Annotated in this window: 21 protein-coding genes; 10 read left to right on the plus strand and 11 right to left on the minus strand. The window is 74.9% G+C overall.

The genetic code is table 11. The annotated features are described in order from the left end of the window. Positions 1 to 7 precede the first annotated feature (7 nt). Positions 8 to 448, minus strand: coding sequence for a pyrimidine dimer DNA glycosylase/endonuclease V (locus tag OM98_RS03980; protein WP_010533287.1), 441 nt, complete (start codon positions 446 to 448; stop codon positions 8 to 10). 63 nt (positions 449 to 511) lie between these two features. Between OM98_RS03980 and OM98_RS03985 the strand changes: the two genes are divergently transcribed. Continuing rightward, positions 512 to 1,810: a CoA transferase gene (locus OM98_RS03985; RefSeq protein WP_010533288.1), complete on the plus strand. Its 1,299-nt coding sequence runs from the start codon at positions 512 to 514 to the stop codon at positions 1,808 to 1,810. 3 nt (positions 1,811 to 1,813) lie between these two features. Here OM98_RS03985 and OM98_RS03990 read toward each other — a convergent pair whose 3' ends face one another. The 6 genes from OM98_RS03990 to OM98_RS04015 form a co-directional block, all read right to left on the minus strand. Beyond that, positions 1,814 to 2,602 carry a fructosamine kinase family protein gene (locus tag OM98_RS03990; protein WP_010533289.1) on the minus strand — a complete coding sequence of 263 codons (789 nt, stop codon included), beginning with the start codon at positions 2,600 to 2,602 and terminating at the stop codon, positions 1,814 to 1,816. A 117-nt stretch (positions 2,603 to 2,719) separates the two neighbouring features. After that, on the minus strand, positions 2,720 to 3,958 hold the full coding sequence (locus tag OM98_RS03995) for a phosphotransferase family protein (protein WP_010533290.1): 1,239 nt from the start codon (positions 3,956 to 3,958) through the stop codon (positions 2,720 to 2,722). Positions 3,959 to 4,013: 55 nt separating this feature from the next. Then, positions 4,014 to 4,799 (minus strand): SDR family oxidoreductase, encoded by a 786-nt coding sequence (locus tag OM98_RS04000; RefSeq protein WP_010533291.1) that lies wholly within the window; start codon positions 4,797 to 4,799, stop codon positions 4,014 to 4,016. 69 nt (positions 4,800 to 4,868) lie between these two features. Then, positions 4,869 to 5,612, minus strand: a complete 744-nt coding sequence (locus OM98_RS14715) for a DUF5979 domain-containing protein (protein ID WP_029362678.1) — start codon at positions 5,610 to 5,612, stop codon at positions 4,869 to 4,871. Positions 5,613 to 5,922: 310 nt separating this feature from the next. Continuing rightward, positions 5,923 to 6,510, minus strand: coding sequence for a cysteine hydrolase family protein (locus tag OM98_RS04010; protein ID WP_010533292.1), 588 nt, complete (start codon positions 6,508 to 6,510; stop codon positions 5,923 to 5,925). Then, entirely contained in the window at positions 6,507 to 8,036 is a 1,530-nt protein-coding gene (locus OM98_RS04015; protein ID WP_010533293.1) for a purine-cytosine permease family protein, read from the minus strand. The genes OM98_RS04010 and OM98_RS04015 overlap by 4 nt, the downstream gene beginning before the upstream one ends. 246 nt (positions 8,037 to 8,282) lie before the next feature. Here OM98_RS04015 and OM98_RS04020 point away from each other — a divergent pair, with 246 nt between their 5' ends. From OM98_RS04020 to OM98_RS04055, 8 genes are all read left to right on the plus strand, one after another. Beyond that, positions 8,283 to 8,987, plus strand: a complete 705-nt coding sequence (locus OM98_RS04020; protein WP_010533294.1) for a fasciclin domain-containing protein — start codon at positions 8,283 to 8,285, stop codon at positions 8,985 to 8,987. Between the two features lie 89 nt (positions 8,988 to 9,076). Then, positions 9,077 to 9,715, plus strand: a complete 639-nt coding sequence (sigK, locus tag OM98_RS04025) for an ECF RNA polymerase sigma factor SigK (protein ID WP_010533295.1) — start codon at positions 9,077 to 9,079, stop codon at positions 9,713 to 9,715. Further along, positions 9,712 to 10,554 (plus strand): anti-sigma factor, encoded by an 843-nt coding sequence (locus OM98_RS04030; RefSeq protein ID WP_010533296.1) that lies wholly within the window; start codon positions 9,712 to 9,714, stop codon positions 10,552 to 10,554. Before sigK ends, OM98_RS04030 begins: the two co-directional genes overlap by 4 nt. After that, complete coding sequence (locus tag OM98_RS04035; RefSeq protein ID WP_010533297.1) at positions 10,551 to 12,116, plus strand: molybdopterin-dependent oxidoreductase; 1,566 nt, start codon at positions 10,551 to 10,553, stop codon at positions 12,114 to 12,116. The genes OM98_RS04030 and OM98_RS04035 overlap by 4 nt, the downstream gene beginning before the upstream one ends. Positions 12,117 to 12,264: 148 nt before the next feature. Continuing rightward, complete coding sequence (locus OM98_RS04040; protein WP_010533298.1) at positions 12,265 to 13,056, plus strand: CHRD domain-containing protein; 792 nt, start codon at positions 12,265 to 12,267, stop codon at positions 13,054 to 13,056. Between the two features lie 30 nt (positions 13,057 to 13,086). Then, entirely contained in the window at positions 13,087 to 13,818 is a 732-nt protein-coding gene (locus tag OM98_RS04045) for a class F sortase (RefSeq protein WP_010533299.1), read from the plus strand. 116 nt (positions 13,819 to 13,934) lie between these two features. After that, positions 13,935 to 15,017 (plus strand): FUSC family protein, encoded by a 1,083-nt coding sequence (locus OM98_RS04050; protein WP_010533300.1) that lies wholly within the window; start codon positions 13,935 to 13,937, stop codon positions 15,015 to 15,017. 20 nt (positions 15,018 to 15,037) lie between these two features. Beyond that, entirely contained in the window at positions 15,038 to 15,838 is an 801-nt protein-coding gene (locus OM98_RS04055) for a class I SAM-dependent methyltransferase (protein WP_010533301.1), read from the plus strand. 800 nt (positions 15,839 to 16,638) lie between these two features. Here OM98_RS04055 and OM98_RS04065 read toward each other — a convergent pair. Both OM98_RS04065 and OM98_RS16465 read right to left on the minus strand, forming a co-directional pair. After that, entirely contained in the window at positions 16,639 to 17,016 is a 378-nt protein-coding gene (locus tag OM98_RS04065; RefSeq protein ID WP_425358394.1) for an ATP-binding cassette domain-containing protein, read from the minus strand. Beyond that, positions 16,902 to 17,240: an ATP-binding cassette domain-containing protein gene (locus OM98_RS16465; RefSeq protein ID WP_425358393.1), complete on the minus strand. Its 339-nt coding sequence runs from the start codon at positions 17,238 to 17,240 to the stop codon at positions 16,902 to 16,904. The genes OM98_RS04065 and OM98_RS16465 overlap by 115 nt, the downstream gene beginning before the upstream one ends. Before the next feature lie 143 nt (positions 17,241 to 17,383). On the opposite strand from OM98_RS16465, the gene OM98_RS04070 reads away from it, so the two are divergent. Next, positions 17,384 to 17,803, plus strand: coding sequence for a hypothetical protein (locus tag OM98_RS04070; RefSeq protein ID WP_010533304.1), 420 nt, complete (start codon positions 17,384 to 17,386; stop codon positions 17,801 to 17,803). Between the two features lie 61 nt (positions 17,804 to 17,864). Here the strand turns inward: OM98_RS04070 and OM98_RS04075 are convergent, their stop codons facing one another. Then, positions 17,865 to 19,139 carry an RNA polymerase sigma factor gene (locus tag OM98_RS04075; protein WP_010533305.1) on the minus strand — a complete coding sequence of 425 codons (1,275 nt, stop codon included), beginning with the start codon at positions 19,137 to 19,139 and terminating at the stop codon, positions 17,865 to 17,867. A gap of 24 nt (positions 19,140 to 19,163) precedes the next feature. Further along, positions 19,164 to 19,514 carry a YciI family protein gene (locus tag OM98_RS04080; RefSeq protein ID WP_010533306.1) on the minus strand — a complete coding sequence of 117 codons (351 nt, stop codon included), beginning with the start codon at positions 19,512 to 19,514 and terminating at the stop codon, positions 19,164 to 19,166. Positions 19,515 to 19,730 lie beyond the last annotated feature (216 nt).

Here is a 19,730-nt window from a genome sequence, read left to right on the forward strand (position 1 = left end):
GGGCGGCTCAGCGGATCTCCCAGTCCTCCACGTCCCCGGGGATCGCGATGAGCTGCGGGTGTGCATCCGGGATGGTGCGCGGCGCGGGCAGACGTTCCAGCCAGTCGGGGGAGCGGCGCGCGCACTTGGCGCGCAGGTGCTCCAGCTCGTAGCCGAGCTGACCCTCGGTGACGGGGATCCGCGGCGGGGCCGGCAGCGGCTCGGGACGCAGGATGCGGGTGAGGTCGAAGCGGTAGCCGCGGGCCGTGGCCTCCGCGCGCAGCTCCAGCAGGTAGGCGCCGATCGCGTCCAGCGGCTCCGGCTGGGTGCGGAAGCGGCGCAGCTGCGGGTGGTTCGTGTAGCCCTTCGTGCCGCCGGCCAGCACCTTCTGGGCGAGCAGGGTCTCCCGCCAGCCCGCCAGCAGGGCGGCGCGGTCCAGCAGGGAGGGGTGCAGGCTCCACAGTCGCATCCCCCGATCCCAGCACATCCCGGCCCTTCGTGCTCACCGACGGCGCGTGGCAGGCTTCGGCCCATGACCGGATCCCGGATCCCCGCCTGGACCGGGCCGCTCGACGTCGAGGGCCTGGGGATGGACGCCGCCGCCGACGCCGCCGATGCGGTGCGCGCGCTCGCCGGGTCCCGGGGTGCCATCGTGCGCGTGGAGGCGGTGTCGACGCTGGTCGAGGCATCCTTCGCGGCGAGCGAGCAGCTGCAGGTGGACGGTCGGGCGGCCGAGCCGTGGGCACCCCTCTCGGGCTTCGCCCCAGCGGCCGACGGCTGGGTGCGCCTGCACGGCAACTACCCCCACCACGCCGCGGCCCTCCGCGCGGCGCTCGACCTCGACGGGGCCGCCGACGAGCGGGCCGCCCTCGCGGAGGCCTGCGCGGCACTTCCTGCGGAGACGGTGTGCGCGCGGGTGCAGGAACGAGGCGGGATCGCTGCCGTGGTCCGCGCCGAGGTGGAGTGGACCCGTCACGCCCAGGCGCTGGCGACGCGGGACGATCCGTGGCTTGCGGTCGAGCCGGGAGCGCCACGACCGACCCTCCCGCCCGTCCGGGATGTTCGCCGACCGCTGGACGGGGTGCGGGTGCTGGACCTGACCCGGGTGGTGGCCGGGCCGATGGGCACCCAGCTGCTGGGCTGCCTCGGCGCCGACGTGCTCCGGCTGGACCCGCCGCACCTGCCCGAGCAGCTCGACGCCTTCCTCGCCGCCGGGATGGGCAAGCGCTCGGCGGTCATCGACCTCCGCGGCCGCAGCCGGTCGCTCGAGTCCCTGGTGGCGGGCGCCGATGTGGTGGTGCTCGGCTACCGCCCCGGCTCCCTCGACCGCCACGGGCTGCAGCCCGAGATGCTGCGCGCCCGGCACCCGCACCTGGTGGTCGCGACGCTCTCCGCCTGGGGCGAGCACGGGCCCTGGGGCGCACGGGAGGGCTTCGACTCGATCGTGCAGGCCGCCACCGGCATCGCCGCCGTCTACTCCGGGGACGACGCACGGCCGGGCGCGCTGCCCGTGCAGGCCCTCGACCATGCCACCGGGCTGCGCCTGGCCGCCGGGATCCTGGATCTGCTGGCCTCCGGGCGCGGCGGTCGAGTGAAGGCGAACCTGGTCGGCGCGGCCCGTGACCTGCTGGCCCGGCCGCGGGGGGCGTCGGCTGCCACCGATGACAGCTGCGCCGAGGAGGGCGGTGCGCCGGCTCAGCGCCTGATGATCCCCACCCCGCACGGCCGGGTGCAGACCGTGCCACCCCCGCTGCTGCTCGACGGCGCCGCGCTCGACGCGCCGATCGGCGGCTACGGGGCGGCCGAGCCGCGATGGCTGCCGCGGGAGTGAGGCTCAGGCCCCCAACGCCCGCGCCCGGGTGATGACGGCGCGGGCCGCCGTGAGGGTGGGTCCGAGGTAGGCGGCGCCGAACAGCGCCACATGGGCCAGCAGTCCGTAGAGCTGGTGGGCGGGGACGTCCTCGCGCCAGTCCTCCGGCAGCGGGTGCGCCTCCCGGTACCCGGCGAGGATCGCGTCCAGGTGCGGGGCGCCGAAGAGGTCCAGCATCGCGAGGTCCTCCAGGCGGTGACCGCCGTGGGCGGCCGGGTCGATCAACACCCCACCGGTGTCCGTCCACAGCAGGTTCCCCGACCACAGGTCCCCGTGCACCCGCGACGGCGGCTCGGCGGGGCCGCCCGCGATGCCGTCGAAGGCGCCGCCCGCGATCGCATCGATCGCCGCCTCGAGCTCACGGGCGGCCTCGGCGTCGAGGGCGGGAAGCGCCCGATCCAGCAGCGGTCGCAGCCGGTCGCCCGCCCAGTACGGGGCGAAGGCCTCCCGGGGTGTCGCCTCCACGGGGAAGGGGTTATCGAGCGGGCCGAACCAGGCGGTGTCCGCGGGGGTCCAGCCGAAGCCCGGGCCGCCCGCGTCGTGCAGCGCGGCGAGGGATCGGCCCAGCTCACGGGCCTCCTCGGGGCCGGGGGAGGAGGGGGCGAGGTGCTCGAGCACCAGGCCGTCGCGGCGCTCCTCCAGCACCCGGACCACCGGGATCACCCCGGGCTCGGCCAGCCAGGCCAGCCCGGCGGCCTCGGCCGCGAAGAAGCCGGCGGGAGCGCCGCGGCGGGTCTTCTCGTAGGTCTCCATGCCTCCACCGTAGGCACCCTGTCCATCAGATGGAGCGAGAGCGACAGCGCCCTCCGTCTGGCGAAGCGGTGCCTCGCACGCTCCATCTGGTGGACGACACCCGTGCGAAGGGGTCCGTCAGTCCTCGATGCCGAGGTGGACGGAGAGGGTGGAGCGGAGCCGACCGAAGGCCTCACGGTTCCGCGCGGCCTGCGGGGAGGCGTCGTCCAGGCGGGTGGCCAGGTGCAGCAGCATCGCGGCGCGGTCATAGGCGGTCCAGGCGGCGATCCGCTCCTGCAGCGCGGCGATCTCGGTCACCGAGGCCGGCGCCTCCCGCCCGGCCTGCTCCGCCAGCTCCCGCCGGGCCTGCACGTACTCCTGGACGAACGCTTCCTGCTGTGCGGCATCCATCGGCACGAACCAGGGCCCGCCGTGCACGGCGCCGCCGAGGATCGCCAGGTCACGCGCCGGATCATCCCCCTGCGCCCATTCGAAGTCGATGAACTGCACCGTGAGCGGGTCGGGTCCGGTGCCGCGCCGCCACAGGATGTTCGTGGCGCAGAGGTCGCCGTGGGCGAGGACGAAGCCGTCCAGCGCACGGATCTGCGGCTCGATGCGCGCCACCTGCTCCCGGGCGGCGTCGAGGAAGGGCGCCAGACGATGCTCGGCGATCTCCGCCGCCGCGGCGTCCTCCCAGCCCGCGATGACCTCCTCCACCTCGTCCAGCAGCGAAGGCGGCCCCGCGGGCAGACTCCCCCAGGGCTCCTCGCCCAGGTGGACGGGGCCGCGGCCGGGGGCGGGCACCGTGTGCAGGCGGGCCAGCAGACGGGCGTGGGCGCGCAGATGGGCGCCGGTCCAGGTCTCGGGGGCGGCGGCGGTGCCGGGCACCTCGCTGGTCACCACCGCGGGTCGGCCCAGCGGGCTGGTCGCGGGATCGTCGTGCACGGCGATCGGCTCCGGCCCCACCTCGGGCGGGACCAGGGTGAGCGCCGCGACCTCGTGCGTCAGCGGCTGCGGCAGGGCGGAGGGGTCGACGTGCGGAACCCGCACCATCACGGGGGGATGCGCGGGCGGGCTGACCCGCCAGGCGGCGAAGGTCTCGCCGACCCCGGCCAGCGACACGCGCGCCTCCCCGCCGAGGGAGGTGGGCAGCGCGGACTTGTGCACCCCCGGCAGCCGGGGCGCGTCGCCGAGCGCGTCGCGGGGGAGCAGCAGGCTCCCCTCCCGCCAGGCCGCGGCGATCCGCGCGGCCATCGCCGGGGACGCAGCCTCCGGCAGCTCGGGACGGGACGGCGCGGGCACGGATGCCGCGGTGGTGGACTGCTCGGTCCCGGGCTCCCCGGACGAGGACTCCCCGGTCCTGGGCTTCCCGCTCATGGCGCCTCCCTTCCCGGCCGCGTGGCGCGGCTGATCCGATGCTACGCCGCGGGGCTCACACGGCGGGGGTGGCGAAGCCGCCGTTGGACAGCAGCAGCTGCCCGCGGATCCAGGAGCCCTGCGTGGAGAGGAGGAACCGCACCAGGTCCGCGACGGTGGAGGGTTCGCCGAGCTCCCCGCCGGGGGTGGCGGCGGCGCAGGCCTCCCGCACCTCCTCGTCCATCCATCCGGTGTCGATCGGGCCCGGGTTCACGATGTTGGTGCGGATGCCGCGGTCGGCCAGCTCGTGGGTGCCGGCCAGCACCAGCCGGTCCAGGGCCCCCTTGGTGGCGCCGTAGGGCAGGTTGTGGGTGGTGTGGTCGCTGGTCAGGGCGACGACGGCCCCGCCGGGGGTGTCGGTGCCGGGCACCACCTGCTCGGCGAAGGCGCGCAGCAGCAGCCAGGAGGCCCGCACGTTCACCGCGTAGTGCCGGTCGAAGCTCTCCACCGTGGTGTCCAGGATCGAGGAGTCCACGGATTCGCAGTGGCACATCACCAGCGCCCCGAGCGGACCGAGCTCCATCGTGGCCTGCTCCACCAGGGAGTTGGGCACGGACGGGTCGGCGAGGTCTCCCTCGACCAGCGCCACCCGGCGGCCCGTCGTCCGCAGCTCCGCGGCGAGCTGCTCCACGTCGGAGGACTCCTGGTTCACCCGCTGGTCGTAGGCGTCCAGGTGGGACAGCGCGAGGTCGTAGCCGTCCGCGGCGAGACCGCGGGCGATGGCCGCGCCGATCCCGCGGCGTCGACCGACCCCGGTGATCAGGGCGGTGCGGGGCGGGGCGGGCTGCTGCGATGCGCTCATGGCGCCGAGGGTAGGCGGGTTCCCCCGCGGTCGCCACGGAATATGCGGCCCGGCGGGGCGGTGGGACGGCTACGGAGCCGCCATGCGCGCCGCCCCGACCCCGGACATCTCCACCTCGCAGCTCTTCACGAGCGTGGGGATCTTCGCGCTGATGTCGATCTTCTGCATCGGCTGGACGTTCCTCGCGGTCCGCCTGCAGCGCCCCGTGCTGCCGGGGGCATAGCCGTCCTGCACCGAGTGGGTGACGACACAGACCGTTTTGTCCTCCGCCTCCTCGACGGGCACACCGAGGTTGCGCACCCGGTAGGCCTCGGTGAAGCCGGGTGGGGTGATCTCCCCGTCCACCGCGCTGAGCGTGCCCAGCGGCACGGCGTGGTCGACCGAGGGCACGACCAGCCCGTCCTCGTCCTCCGCACCGGGCTCGACATCCATCTGGGCGACGACCTCCTCGGAGGGGGTGTCCTCGGGGGAGAGGGAGACGGCATTGCCCTCGAGGTCGACGGGGGCGTCCGCCGTGGGGGCCTGGTGCTGCCAGATGATGCCCGCCCCGCCGATGACCACGGCGCCCATGAGGAGCAGGCCGATGCCGACCACCAGGGTGGACGGCTCGAAGCTCACGCCGGACCACTGGGCCCCCTCGACGGAGGGCGCCTCACCCTCGATGAAGCTCAGCTCGGCGCCCACGGGGAGCTCCTCGCCCGTCACCGCGGTGCCGTCGGCGGTGACGGTGCAGTCGCCGACGGTGGAGCCGTCGTCCGCGGTGATGGTGAAGGTGTCGGAGTTGCCCTGGAGGCCCTCGGGCAGGTCGATCACGAAGCCCGCGGGGGTGGTGGGGTTGTCCGGCAGGCTTTAGGAGCCGTCGATGCGGGCCGAGCACCAGCGCCAGCAGCAGCGTCATGAGGCGCACCGGGTGGCGGAGGGGAATGGGATGCATGTCGGGGTCCTGTCGCTCGGCTGCGACCGTGTCCTGACCCCGTCTGGCGCAGAACAGCAGGCGCAGCGACCGAAACGGATGAATCCGACATCCACCCCGCGGCGACACTGCCGCGCGAGGAAGAGGTGTGGTGGCCGAGTCGTGCAATTCCGGATAACTCGGGCGAAGAGGTGGCGCGCGGCCCCGCGCTCAGGGGGTCGGCGCGAGCACCTCGGCGCTGGTCACCAGGCGTACCTGCGGCGCGAACAGGCCCATCACCTGCAGCGCCGCCGCCCCGTCCTCCGTGGTGGAGGCGGCGCAGGCGTCGGTCACCACGTCGATGTGGGCTCCGGCGTCGGCGGCGGCCAGCACGGTGGAGATCACGCAGCAGTCCGTGGACACCCCGGCCACCAGCAGCCGTGGCGCCTGCCCGACGATGCCTGCCAGCGGCGTCCCCCACTTCCCGAAGGTCGGCAGGTCCACGGTGGGGCGGGAGGAGAGGCCTCGCGCCCCCGGCACCAGGTCGAAGCGGGCGTCGGTGGCGGGCACGTCCGCGTGCGGCCACGCCGCGAAGTAGTCGCCCCAGGAGGTGTCCCGGTCCGCCGTGGGCAGCCAGCGGGTGACCACCGTGCGCCCGGGGCCGACCGCCGCGGCGAGGCGGGCGGTGTGCTCCATCGCTTCCGGGAAGAAGGGGGAGCCCCAGGGGGAGTCGGCGTCCGCGAAGATGCGCTGCGGGTCGATGACCAGCAGCCAGGGGTCGCCTGCCCTGCTTGCTGCCCGCCCTTTCGTGCCGCTCATCGGCCGCTCCCGGGCAGGCCCTGCTCCTGGCGGCGGATGCGACCGCGGCGCGCCAGCAGGGTCACGACGAAGCCCAGCAGCAGGGCCAGCAGCACCCCGATGTTGGAGTAGGCCCAGTTGCCCTCCCAGTAGCCGCCGGAGGGGTCGGCCACGTGGGTGCCCAGTCCCAGCGGCTCCAGCAGATAGCCCTGCCAGCTGTTCCAGGGGGCCTCGGCCGCGGAGGAGTTCACCACCAGGCCCCAGCCGATCACCGAGGCGCCGATCATCGTGCCCACCGAGACCCCGTCCACGGCGCCGTAGCGGCCGGCGGGATCGAACAGCGCCGCCTCGTCGTAATCGGTGCGGCGGCTGAGGATGTCGGCGATGAGGATGCCCGCCCAGGCGGCGATCGGCACGCCCAGGGTGATCAGGAAGCTCTGGAAGGGGCCGATGAAGCTGGTGGCGAAGAAGGCCACCCAGATGGTGCCGACGGTGAGGATCACCCCGTCCACCGCCGCGGCGGCGGGCCGGGGGATGCGGATGCCGAGGCTCAGCAGCGTCAGGCCCGAGGAGTAGATGCCGAGCACGGCTCCCGAGACCAGGGTGAGCACGGCGACGATCCAGAAGGGGATCAGCGCCCACAGCGGCAGGATGGTGATCAGCGCACCGATCGGGTCGCCCCCGATCGCAGCGTTCAGCTCCGGGTCCGAGCCCGCCAGCAGCAGGCCGAACACGACCAGCACCACGGGCGCGGCGGCCCCGCCGACGGTGTTCCACAGCACGATCGCCCCGTCGGAGGCGCTGCGCCGCTGGTAGCGGGACCAGTCGGCGGCGATGTTGATCCACCCCAGGCCGAAGCCGGTCAGCACCATCACCAGGGCGCCGACCATCGCCTGCGGCGGTCCGGCGGGGGCGGCCATCACCGCGGCCAGGTCGATGTGGGGCACCGTCAGCACCATGAACAGGATGGTCATGGCGCCGGTGACCCAGGTCAGGACCGACTGCAGGCGCATGATCAGGTGGTAGCCCAGCACGCTCGCGGTGACGATCAGCGCGGCGATCAGCACCGCCGCGATCACGGTGACGGTCTGCCCGGAGGCGACGCCCAGGGTGTCGAACACGGTGGCCGTGGCGAGCACCGCGGAGATCGCCAGCACCGTCTCCCAGCCGATGGAGGTCAGCCAGGAGACGATCCCCGGCACCTTCTGCCCGTGCACGCCGAAGGCCGCGCGGGAGAGCACCATCGTGGGTGCGCTGCCGCGCTTGCCGGCGATCGCCACCAGGCCGCACAGCGCGAAGCTGATGGGGATCCCGATGAGCGCGACGATCGTGGCCTGCCAGAAGCTGATGCCGAAGCCCAGCAGGTAGGAGCCGTAGCTCATGCCGAACACGGAGAGGTTCGCGGCGATCCACGGCCACAGCAGGTCGTGGGGCCTCGCGGTGCGTTCCGACTCGGCGATGATCTCGATGCCGGCGGTCTCCACCAGACCCCCCGCGCGGGCGGTCGGGGCGGTGGGCGCGGTCGGGGCGGGGGACGAGGAGGTCATGGCAGCTCCGGAGGCCGAGGAGGGGACGACGGGGCACGGCTGGCAGGAGTCTGTCACGTCGTCCGTCGCGGGCCGCGGCGGAGGGCTCCGGAGATTCCCGGAAAAATGATCCCGCTCGGCACCAATCCGCTCCCCGCGGGTCTCCGAACCTCCAGCGCCCTGTGGGACGAGACGGGGCATCCGTCCTCGTCCCCGCGACCGAGAGCCGGCCGCGCCGCGCAGGGACGGAACCCGAAGGAGTGCGCCATGACCACCAGCACCACCCCCCGACGTTCGACACGCCGCATCCTCCCGGCCGTCGGAGCCCTCGCGGCCTCGATGGTCCTGTTCACCGCCTGCTCCGGCGGCATGGAGGAGGGCGGCACCGAGGAGTCCGAGCCCACCAGCACGGAGCAGAGCGAGGGCATGGCGTCCGACGGCGGCGGCGAGATGGCCGATCCGATGGCGAACCTCGTCGGCCCCGGCTGCGCCGACTACGCGGAGCAGGTGCCCGACGGCGCCGGATCCGTGGAGGGCATGGCCCAGGACCCGGTCTCCGTGGCCGCCTCGAACAACCCGATGCTCACCACCCTGACCGATGCGGTCACCGGTGAGCTCAACCCCGACGTGGACCTCGCCAGCACCCTGGACAGCGACGAGTTCACCGTCTTCGCGCCGGTCGACGAGGCCTTCGCGGAGATCCCCGAGGAGGACCTCACCGCGCTCGCCGAGGACTCGGAGGCCCTGACCAGCGTGCTCACCTACCACGTGGTGCCCGGCCAGGTGGCCCCCGACGAGATCGCCGGGACCCACACCACGGTGCAGGGCGAGGACGTCGAGGTGACCGGCGAGGGCGACGAGCTGATGGTCGGCGAGGCCTCCGTGATCTGCGGCGGCGTGCAGACGCAGAACGCTACGGTCTACCTGATCGACTCCGTGCTGATGCCGCCCTCGACCACCGAGGAGGGCTGAGCCGGACCGCACGGCCCATCCTGCCGCGGGCGGCGTCCCTCCCTCCCCGTCCGGACCCCGCCCGCGGTCCCTCCCCCCAGGAGCTGCGCATGCCCCCCGATCCTTCGCTGCCGACCCCGGACCCGCCCGGGCCGTCCCCGGATTCCCCGCCGGGCGGCCTCGCCGCGCCCGATCCCGGTGATCCCCCTGATCCCGCCGAGCTGCTGCGTCGCGTCGCCCTCGGCGACGAGGACGCCTTCGGTCGGCTCTACGACGCGGTCAGCATCCTGCTGTTCACGCTGATCCGCCGGGTGGTGCGCGATGCCGCGATGAGCGAGGAGGTGCTGCAGGAGGTGTTCGTCGAGATCTGGCGCCAGGCCACCCGCTTCGACGCCACGAGGGGCAGCGCGAAGGCATGGATGTGCACCATCGCCCACCGTCGCGCGGTGGACCTGGTGCGATCGGTCGAGGCCGGTCGCCGGCGCGAGCAGGAGGCGGGGCAGGCGCGGCTCGAGGAGCAGGTGGTGGACGTGCAGGAGGAGGGGATCCGACGGGTGGAGTCCCAGCGGGTGCAGACCGCGATGCGCTCCCTCACCGAACTCCAGCAGGACGCCATCCGCCTCGCCTACCTGGGGGGATACACCCACCGGGAGGTCGCTACCCTGCTGGACGTCCCCGTGGGGACGGCCAAGACACGTATCCGGGACGGCATGATCGTCCTGCGGGACCGATTGGGGGTGACCTCGTGAACGAGCAGCAGCACGGCATGACCGGCGCCTGGGCGCTGGACGCCCTGGACGAGGACGAGCGCGCCCTCGTGGAGGCCTACCTGGCCGAGGACCCGGAGGCGGCCGCCGAGGCCCACGGCTTCGTGGAGACCGCCGCCCAGATCGCCGAGGGCCTGGACCCCGTGGCCCCGCGACCCGCGGTGCGCGAGGCCCTGGTGGCCCGCATCGCCGAGACCCGTCAGCTCCCCCCGGAGCCGGCCCAAGACCCCGATCCCGTGCACGAGCCGGCCGGCGCCACGGAGCCCGCCCCGTCCGCGGGGGCCGAGCAGGCCCCCTCGGTGCCCCTGGAGCGCTACCGCCGCAGCGTCCGCCGCAGCCGCTGGTTCGCGCTGGCCGCCGGCGCGCTGCTGGCCACCACCGTGGCCGGGATGGGGATGTGGAGCACCGAGCGCGCCACCAGCGAGCAGGCACAGGCCACCATCGAGGCGCTGCAGTCCGCGCAGTCCGGCGACGCGCAGCAGCGCGAGGTGATGGAGACGATCATGGCCGCCGACGACGCCGCCCACCTCGAGGTCCCCAGCGACACCGGGGGCACGCTGGACGTCATGTACTCCGCCGAGGAGGGATCGATGCTGGTCACCGGCACCTCCCTGGAGGACCTGCCCGCCGGCCGCGCCTACCAGCTCTGGCTCATCGACGAGGGCGGCCACGCCCATCCCTCGGAGATGCTGCCCGCCGGGGACGGCACCGCCACCGTGCAGGGCGACATGGACGGCATCACCGGTCTGGGCCTCACGGTCGAGCCCGCCGGGGGCTCCCAGCAGCCCACCGGCGACGTGATCGCCCGGGGGTCGCTGTGACGGCCGCGCAGGCGCGGCGCGCGCCACGATGGTGGGCGGCGCTGGCCGGGGTCGTCGCCGGCGGCGCCCTGGTGGCCGTCGCCGAGCTGCTGGCCCTGCTGTTCGGCTCCGCCTCCGCACCCTTCGTGGCCGTGGGCGGCGCCTTCATCGACCTGATCCCACCGTGGGTGAAGGACCTGGCCATCGCCCTGTTCGGCACCTGGGACAAGGTGGCCCTGTTCGCCTCGATGGGCCTGGTCCACGCGGCGCTGACCGCGCTGATCGGCCTGCTCGGCCGTCGCCGCCCCGGGCTCGCCGCGGCCCTGCTCGGCGGGCTCGGCCTGGTCGCCGCCGTCGTCGTCCTCACCCGCGCCCAGAACTCGATCCCCGACGTGATGCCCACCCTGGTGGGCACCCTCGTGGCGGTGCCGCTGCTCGGCTGGCTGCTGCGGCGCCAGGAGCCGGCGGCGGACGGGGCGGATGCCGCAAGCGCGGCGGGGGCAGTCACCCCCCGCCGCGCCCTGCTGCCGCTGGCCGTCACCGCCGCCGCGGCCCTCGTGGTGGGCGGCGGCGCCCGCGCCCTCAACGCCTCGCGCGAGGCGGCGCGCGCCGTCGCGGAGACCTTCCGCATCCCCACCCCGGCCACCCGCGCCGCGGAGATCCCGGCGGAGGCGGCCGTCGACGTCGAGGGCATGCCGCCCTACCTCACCCCGAACGACGAGTTCTACCGCATCGACACCGCGCTCGCCGTGCCCCGCATCGACCCGGCCGACTGGTCCCTGCGCATCCACGGCCTCGTCGACCAGGAGCTCACTCTCAGCTTCGAGGAGCTGCTCGCCGAACCGGCCACCGAGGCCCACGTGACCCTGACCTGCGTCTCCAACAGCGTGGGCGGGGAGCTCGCCGGCAACGCCACCTGGATCGGGGTGCCCGTGCGCACCCTGCTGGAGCGCGCCGGCGTGCAGGACGGCGCCGACATGGTGCTCTCCCGGTCCCATGACGGTTTCACCGCCTCCACCCCGCTCGAGGCGCTGACCGACGACCGCGACTCCCTCCTGGCCGTCGCCATGAACGGCGAGCCGCTGCCTCGCGAGCACGGCTTCCCGGTGCGGATGGTCGTGCCCGGCCTGTACGGCTACGTCTCCGCCACCAAGTGGCTCACCGAGCTGAAGGTCACCCGCTTCGCCGACGACCGCGCCTACTGGAGCGACCGCGGCTGGTCCGAACGCGGCCCCATCAAGATCGCTTCCCGCGTGGACGTGCCCCGCGCCTTCGCCACCCTCACCCCCGACGCCGAGGACGCCGTCGTGCTCGGCGGCACCGCCTGGGCCCAGCAGCGCGGCATCGCCGCCGTCCAGGTCCGGATCGACGACGGCGACTGGCGCGAGGCCGAGCTCGGTGCCGAGGTCAGCATCGACACCTGGACCCAGTGGTCCCTGCGCTGGGAGGACCCCGCCCCCGGCGACCACACCGTCACCGTGCGCGCCGTCGACCGCGAGGGCGAGCAGCAGACCGAGGAGGAGGCCTCCCCGGCGCCCGACGGCGCCAGCGGCTGGCACTCCCTCCAGTTCACCGTGGAGTGAGCGGGCAGGCCCGGAGCAGGACGGCGCCGCGGACGACCTCGACGAGATCCGGATCGGCACCAATCCGGCCCGGGCCGGGTCCCGAACAGCCCCCGTCATCGTCCCCAGCGGCACTCTCTCGTCGCGCGGTGACCTGAATGGAGAGATCATGCGCACCACCACCGCGAAGAAGACAGCGAAGTCCCTCGCCATCCTGGCGGCAGCGACCACGGCCGTCGGCCTCGGCACGGCCGCCCCGGCCCTCGCCGAGGGCCACGACGGCGCCCACAGCTTCCAGGCGGAGCTGACCGAGCTGAACGACTCGGGCGCCTCCGGCACCGCATGGTTCACCCTCGAGGGCGACCAGCTCACCGTCGAAATGGAGACCGCCGGCCTGCTGGACGGCGCCCCCCATGCCCAGCACATCCACATCGGCGGCGCCGGCCAGTGCCCCGACCCCGACATGGAGGGCAGCGGCGTCGACGGCGCCATCCGCACCACCGACGCGATCGACGACTACGGCATGATCGGCGCCTCCCTGACGCTCGAGGGCGACACCTCGCCCGACAGCGGCCTGGCCGTGGACCGCTACCCGGCCACCGGCAGCGCCACCTACGAGCGGACCTTCACGGTCTCCCAGGACGTGGCGGACAGCCTCGAGGACGGCACCGGCGTGGTCGTGCTGCACGGCGTGGACCACAACGGCAGCGGCGAGTACGACGGCGAGCAGATGTCCGACCTGGACGACTCCCTGCCCAGCGAGGCCACCGACCCGGCGGCCTGCGGGGCGATCACCGCCAGCCAGATGGACGACATGCCCGAGGGCGGCGTGGAGACGGGCCAGGGCACGACCGCCGGCATCGAGCACGGCGGCATGCTGGCCGCGGGCGGCGCACTGACGGCCGCCGGCGTCGTCGGCCTGGGCGTGGCCCGTCGTCGCGCCGCGCGCGTCGAGAAGTGATCCGGACCCGCTGAGTCCCGGATCGCTCCGATGAGCTCCCCGCAGCCCGCTCGCGGCGGCCGCCGACCGGTGGCCGTCGTGGGCGGGCTGCTGCTCGTGATCGGCCTGGTGGTGCTGGGCGCGGTCGCGCTCGGCCAGCGGGCCGCCCCGCCCGAGGCGCCCCGCGCCACCGGGGCCGTCGCTCCCTCCGACCCGTCCGACGGCGGGCACGACGCCCCCGCGGCGACCCCGGCGCCCTCACCCGAGGGCACGGAGGGGGAGGGCGGGGGATCCGCGTCGCAGGGGACGGAGGACCAGGTCGCCGCGATGGATGCCTCCGAGCCGACCCGTGTCCGGGTGCCCGCGCACGGCATCGACGCCCCCGTCTTCCCGATCGCCCTCGCCGAGGACGGCACCCTGCCCGCCCCGAGCGGGGAGCGTGCCGACGACGCGGCCTGGTTCGAGGGCTCGCCGACCCCGGGCGAGGACGGACCCGCCGTGATCGAGGGGCACGTGACCTACTCGGGGGATCCCTCAGTGTTCTTCGACCTGGGGGCCGTGGAGCCGGGGGATCGGATCGAGGTGGACCGTGCCGACGGCTCCACCGCCGTCTTCGAGGTCCACGAGATCACCCGGGTCCCCAAGGACGAGTTCCCCACCTGGGCCGTGTACGGCAACACCGAGGGCCCCGAGCTGCGGATGATCACCTGCGGCGGAGAGGTCGACGAGGACGGGCGGCACCAGGACAACGTGCTGGTCCACGCGCACCTGGTGGACGCCTAAGCTGGTCGCCCGCCCCCCTCTCCGCGACCTCGGGTCGCGCCGTCCCCCCTCCGCGGCCTCGGGTCGCGCCGTCCCCCGCTGCCCGGGCGCCTCCGTGGCACCGCGGTAGGAGCCCCGTGACCCCGCCCGACGCCCCGCGCTCCGCCTGGTCCCGCGCCACGAGCCTGGGTCCGGCCCGCAGTGACCACGTCCCCGCCGCCCGCATCGCGCTGGGCCTGGCCCTGCCGCTCGCGGTGCTGCTCCTGACCGACCGCATCGAGTGGGCGCTCTACGTCGGCTTCGGCGCCTTCACCGGCATCTACTCCCGCGGGGAACCCACGCTGCTGCGATCCCACCGGCAGGCGCTGATGGGGCTCGTGCTCACCGCCTGCGTCACCCTCGGCTCGGTCCTCGCCCTGCTCGGCGAGGCCATCGGGGAGGGCGCCGAGTCCTGGCTGGCCCTCGTGATCGGTGCCCAGGTGGCCGGGGGAGTGGCCGTGATGGTGCGGGTTCGCGGCATCCGGCCGGCCGGGGCCCTGTTCCCGCTGTTCGCGCTCGCCGCCGTCTCCGCCGCCCCGCCGGTGGCGCCGATCCCGGTGGCCGCCCTGGTGGCCGGGACCGTCGCCGCCTTCTGTGTGCTGCTGGGCCTGCTGGGGCACTGGACGGGGGAGGCCCACCCCGGCGCCGAGAACCCGCCGCCGCCCGTCGTGCCCGGCCGCGAGCGGGCCGCCGAGTTCGCGCTGTACGCGGGGGTGGCGCTCGTGGCCGGCACGCTCGGCCTGCTCTCCGGCATCGCCAACCCGTACTGGGCGCAGATCGCGGCGATCGTGCCGCTGTCCGCCCCCGGTACGGCGGCCCGGGTGGAGCGCGGCCTGCACCGCGTGGTCGGCACCGCCGCCGGGGTGCTGGCCACCGCCTTCCTGCTGTCCTTCCCCGCCGAGCCCTGGCAGCTGGTGGTGTGGGTGGTGCTGCTGCAGTTCCTCACCGAGCTGTTCGTGCTGCGCCATTACGCCCTGGCCCTGCTGTTCATCACCCCCCTCGCCCTGCTGATGGTGCAGCTCGGCCACCCGCAGCCCGTCGGCCCGCTGCTGCAGGCCCGGGTGCTGGAGACCGTCATCGGCGTCGCCGTCGGCCTGGCCGCCGTGCTCGCCCGGGACCTCGCGACGCGTCGACGGGGACGCGCGGCCTCGCGGGCCGGACGGATCTCGCGGCCCGGCTGAGCCGCGCGTAGCGTCCCCGCATGACCGCCCGCTACACCCACGGCTACGGTGCCGCCGTGCTGGACAGCCACCGCGCCCGCACCGCCGCGAACTCCGCCGCCCACCTGCTGCCGCACCTGGAGCCCGGGATGCGGCTGCTCGACGTGGGCAGCGGAGCCGGCACCATCACCGCGGACCTCGCCCGGTTCGTCGGCCCCGCCCGCTGCACCGCGCTGGAGGTCTCCGAGCACGCCGCGGCCCTCACCCGTGCTGAACTGGACCGGCAGGGCCTCGCGGAGGTGACCGTGCTGGTCGGCGACGCACAGGCCCTCGACCTGCCCGACGACGCCGTCGACGTGGTGCACGCCCACCAGGTGCTGCAGCACCTCCCCCACCCCGTCGCCGCCCTCGCCGAGTTCCGCCGCGTCTGCCGGCCCGGCGGTCTCGTCGCCGTGCGCGACAGCGACTACGCCGGCTTCCGCTGGTTCCCCGAGGAGCCCGCCTGGGACCGCTGGCTGGACCTCTACCAGCAGGCCGCCGCGGCCAACAGCGGGCACCCCGACGCCGGGCGGCGGCTGCTGGCCTGGGCCCACGCCGCCGGCTTCGAGAACGTCGAGGCCACCTCCTCCACCTGGTGCCACGCCACCCCGCCGGCCCGCGAGGCCTGGGCCGCCACCTGGGCGGGCAGGCTCCGCGAGGGACCGTTCGGTGAGCAGCTCCGGGGGACGGGCTGGGCGGAGGCCGAGGAGGTCGAGGGGCTCGCCGCGGCGGTCACCGCCTGGGCCGCGGATCCCGACGGCTGGTTCTCCGTGCTGCACGGGGAGATCGTGGCCCGCGCCTGAGCCCTGCCGCCGAACCACGCCACGCCGTGGGGCTCATGCGGCGACCAGCCGCGCCACCACCCCGTGCGGGGCCGGCGCAGCGAGGCCAGCGCCGGCAGCGTCACCGCCGCGACGGTCACCGCCCCGGTGACCAGCACGATCCAGGCCAGGTCCCCCATCGGGGCGGGCCAGCCCGCCCGGGCGATCCCCGTCATCAGCACCGCGAGGCCGACCGCGGACATCACCGGCACCACCGAGCGGGCCAGACGGTCCCCGCGCGGCACCACCGTCTCCCGCGCCATCACCCAGGGCCCCGACCGCAGCGGCACCAGCGCCGTCCACCCCCGCGTCAACGCCCCGACGGTCCGGGGGGAGGCGATGGTCAGCGCCCAGCGGATCAGCAGGATGATGACCAGGTTGCCCTGCATCGCATTCGAGGCGCACTCCGTGCCGGTGCCGGGGATGATCGCCAGCTGTCCGATCCCCCCGGCGACGATCACCAGCAGCAGGATCCCGATCCCCAGCAGCCGCCGCCAGTGCCCGCTGCGGCCGCTCGACGGAGGCGTCGCGCGCAGCGCCTGCACCGGCGGGGTCCGGCTCGCGGCTCGCGACGAGCGCAGCCCCCGAGCAGCGCCACCACTACCGAGGCGAGCGTCGCCCCGAGGATCACCAGGGGATCCGCCACCGCCTCGGGAACCGGGAGCGAGGCGTTCTGGTCGTCGGCCAGGCACACCGGAGCCGGCCGCAGCAGCACCAGGGCCGCCACGGTGCCCAACACTGCCCCCACGAGGGTCACCGGGGCCGAGCTCATCCGCTCCATCTCACCCGCCGCGACCGCCGCCGACCCCGAGCGCCACACCAGCAGGCCCAGCAGGATCGAGGCGTGCATCGCCGCGAAGCCCAGCAGCACCCTGGCCCAGGCGGCCGTCCAGCAGGAACAGCACCCGGTCGCGGGCGGCGGAGACCCGGGGGTCGTGGGTGACGACCACCGCGCAGCGCCCCGGGTCGTGGGCCACCCGGCCGAGCTCGGCGAGGGCGCGCTCCCCGGGGGCCGTGTCCAGGGCGCCGGTGGGCTCGTCGGCGATCAGCACCCGCACCCTCTGGGCGAGGACCCGGGAGATCGCCACCCGCTGCTGCTCCCCGCCGGACATCGAGGGCGGCCGCTGGTCCCGCAGGGCAGCGATGCCCTTCGACTCCAGCGCCTCCTCGATCCGGGCGGCGTCCGGGCGGCCGCCTCGAGCCCCGCCGGGCAGGTGAGCAGGGTGGACTTGCCGGAGCCGCTCGGCCCCATCACGGCGCACATCTGCTCGGCCGGAACCGTCAGGTCCTTGCCGTGCAGGATCTCCACCGGGCGCTCACCCAGCGGGAAGGACGTGGTGAGGCCGCTCGCGCTGATCATCGCCGATCCTTGGGGAGTGCCCATATCCAGATGGTTGCGCGTCCCCGCGAACCGGACAAGTGACCCCGGTCATGGGTTCGGCGCTCTACCATTGCCCCGGGCAGTGACCGACGAGCGACCTCGACGACCTGCCCTGCACGACGATCCCCACCCCGGAAGGTCTCCCCATGAGCCTGTCCACCGCTGTCCTCCGCGCCGTCCCCGGCGCCTACATGCTCAACTCCGGCATCGGGAAGCTCGGCCTGCCCGCCGAGGCCGCCGCCGGCCTCCAGGCGATGGCCGCCAAGGGCGTGCCCGCCGTCGAGAAGTTGACCCCAGAGCAGTTCGGGAAGGCGCTGAGCTACGGCGAGATCGCCGTCGGCGGCGCCCTGCTGCTGCCGATCGTCCCCACCCGCGTGGCCGGCCTCGCCCTCGGCGCCTTCTCCGGCGGCCTGCTGGCCATGTACTTCCGGACCTCGGAGTTCACCGAGGCCGACGGCATCCGCCCCAGCCAGGAGGGCACCGCCGTCTCCAAGGACGTGTGGCTCGCCGCGATCGCGGCCGCCCTGCTGCTCGGCGCCGGGAAGAAGACCTCCACGGACGACTGATCCCGCCCGCCGCGGCCCCGGGCACCTCCCCGCGGAGGTCCCGGGGCCGTGTCGTCCGTGCTCAGTCGGCGTCGAGACGTCGCAGCCGGGCCTGGAGGAAGCGGCGGTCCGGCCCCTCCGGGGCCAGCTCCCGGGCGGCGGCCAGCACGGCCCGGGCCTCCTCCTCGCGCCCGAGCTCCGCGAGGGTGAGGCCCCGCGCCGCATGGAAGGGCACGTGCCGCTCCAGCTCCGCGATCCCCCTCAGCGCGTCCAGGGCGGCCAGTCCGCTCGCCGGCCCGTCGCGGCGTCCGAGCGCGATGGCCCGGTTCATCCGCACCACCGGGTCCTCGCCGAGGCCCAGCAGCAGGTCGTACAGAGCCACGACCTGCGCCCAGTCGGTGCCGGAGAGATCCGTGGCCTCCGCATGGACCGCCGCGATCGCCGCCTGGATCGTGAAGCGCCCCGCCCCGGGCATCGCCGCCGCCCGCTCGGCACGCCGGCTGCCCTCGGCCAGCAGCTCCCGGTCCCAGAGGCCGCGGTCCTGTTCCTCCAGCGAGACGGGCACGCCCTCGGCATCGACCCGGGCCGATGCTCGGGCCTCCGTGAGCAGCAGCAGCGCCAGCAGCCCCTCCGGCTCCGCGGCGCCCGGCAGCAGGCCCTGGGTGATCCGTGCCAGCCGGATCGCCTCCGCGGTGAGCTCGCGGCGGATCGGGGCGTCACCGTGGCTGGCCGCGTAGCCCTCGGTGAAGACCAGCGAGATCGCCGTCAGCACCAGCGGCAGGCGCCGCTCGCGCTCGGCCGGGTCCTCCGGCACCTCCAGTGGGATGCCGGCGCCGGCGATTCGCTTCTTGGCGCGGGTGAGGCGCGCCTGCACGGTCGGCAGGGGCAGCAGCAGCGCCTGCGCCACCTCCGCCGAGCTCAGCCCGCCCACGAAGCGCAGCATCAGGGCGATCCGGTCCGCCGGCGCGATCGCGGGGTGGCAGCAGCCCATCAGCATCGCCAGGCGGTCATCGGGCAGGTCGTCGGCGGCCAGGGCCGCGGCATCGGCCGGGTCGGGGGCACGATCCTGCTCGCGCAGGTGCAGCTCGGCCAGCCGCCGCGCCAGCCCGTCGTCCCTCCGCACCCGGTCCAGGGCGGCGTTGCGGGCCGTGGAGGTCAGCCAGGCCAGGGGGCTGCGGGGTACGCCGTCGCGCGGCCAGGTGCGCAGGGCCGAGACCATCGCGTCCTGCGCGGCGTCCTCTGCGAGGTCGAGGTCGCCGAAGCGGCGGACCAGCGTCGCCACCAGGCGGCTGAGCTCCTCCCGACGGACCCGGGCGAGCACGTCGCCCGGGTCCGGCGGGGGTTCCGGAACGGTCATCGCGGGAGCCCGGGCACCGGGTCCTCAGATGTCCAGCAGCGGACGCACCTCGACCCGGCCGCCGATCGCACCGGGGCAGCGGGCGGCCCAGCCCAGGGCCGCATCCAGGGTGTCCACCTCGATGACGATCGTGCCGCCGACGAACTCGCGGCTCTCCGCGTAGGGGCCGGCGGTGACCACGGCCTCCGCGTCCCGGGAGGCACGGGTGACGCTGGTGCCCTCCTCGGGGTCGGTGAGCGCGAAGCCCCCGCGCAGCACCCCCGCCTCCTCCAGGGCGGCGTCGAAGGCGATGAACTCCTCGACGCCCGGGGCGTCCTCGGTCTCCCCGCAGCGGTCGTCGGACAGGTTCCCCATCAGCAGCAGCACGTACTTCATGTCGACTCCTTCATCGGTGATCGCGTCCGCGCCGGGCGGCGGGACACCATCATGACGAACGGGGGAGGGCCGGATCGACAGCCGGGGGTGCGGATCCCGGCCCGGCCGTCCGCGGCGGCGCGGCCGGTCTCGGTCACGTCTCGATCCGCTAATAACGCGCCCTTGAAGTGGCGAAAAACGTCCAGGTGAGGCTAGCCTCAGTGGAGCCCGTCACGG

Origin of the sequence: Brachybacterium squillarum M-6-3 (assembly GCF_000225825.1) — a bacterium.
In the GTDB taxonomy this organism is placed as follows: Bacteria; Actinomycetota; Actinomycetes; order Actinomycetales; family Dermabacteraceae; genus Brachybacterium; species Brachybacterium squillarum.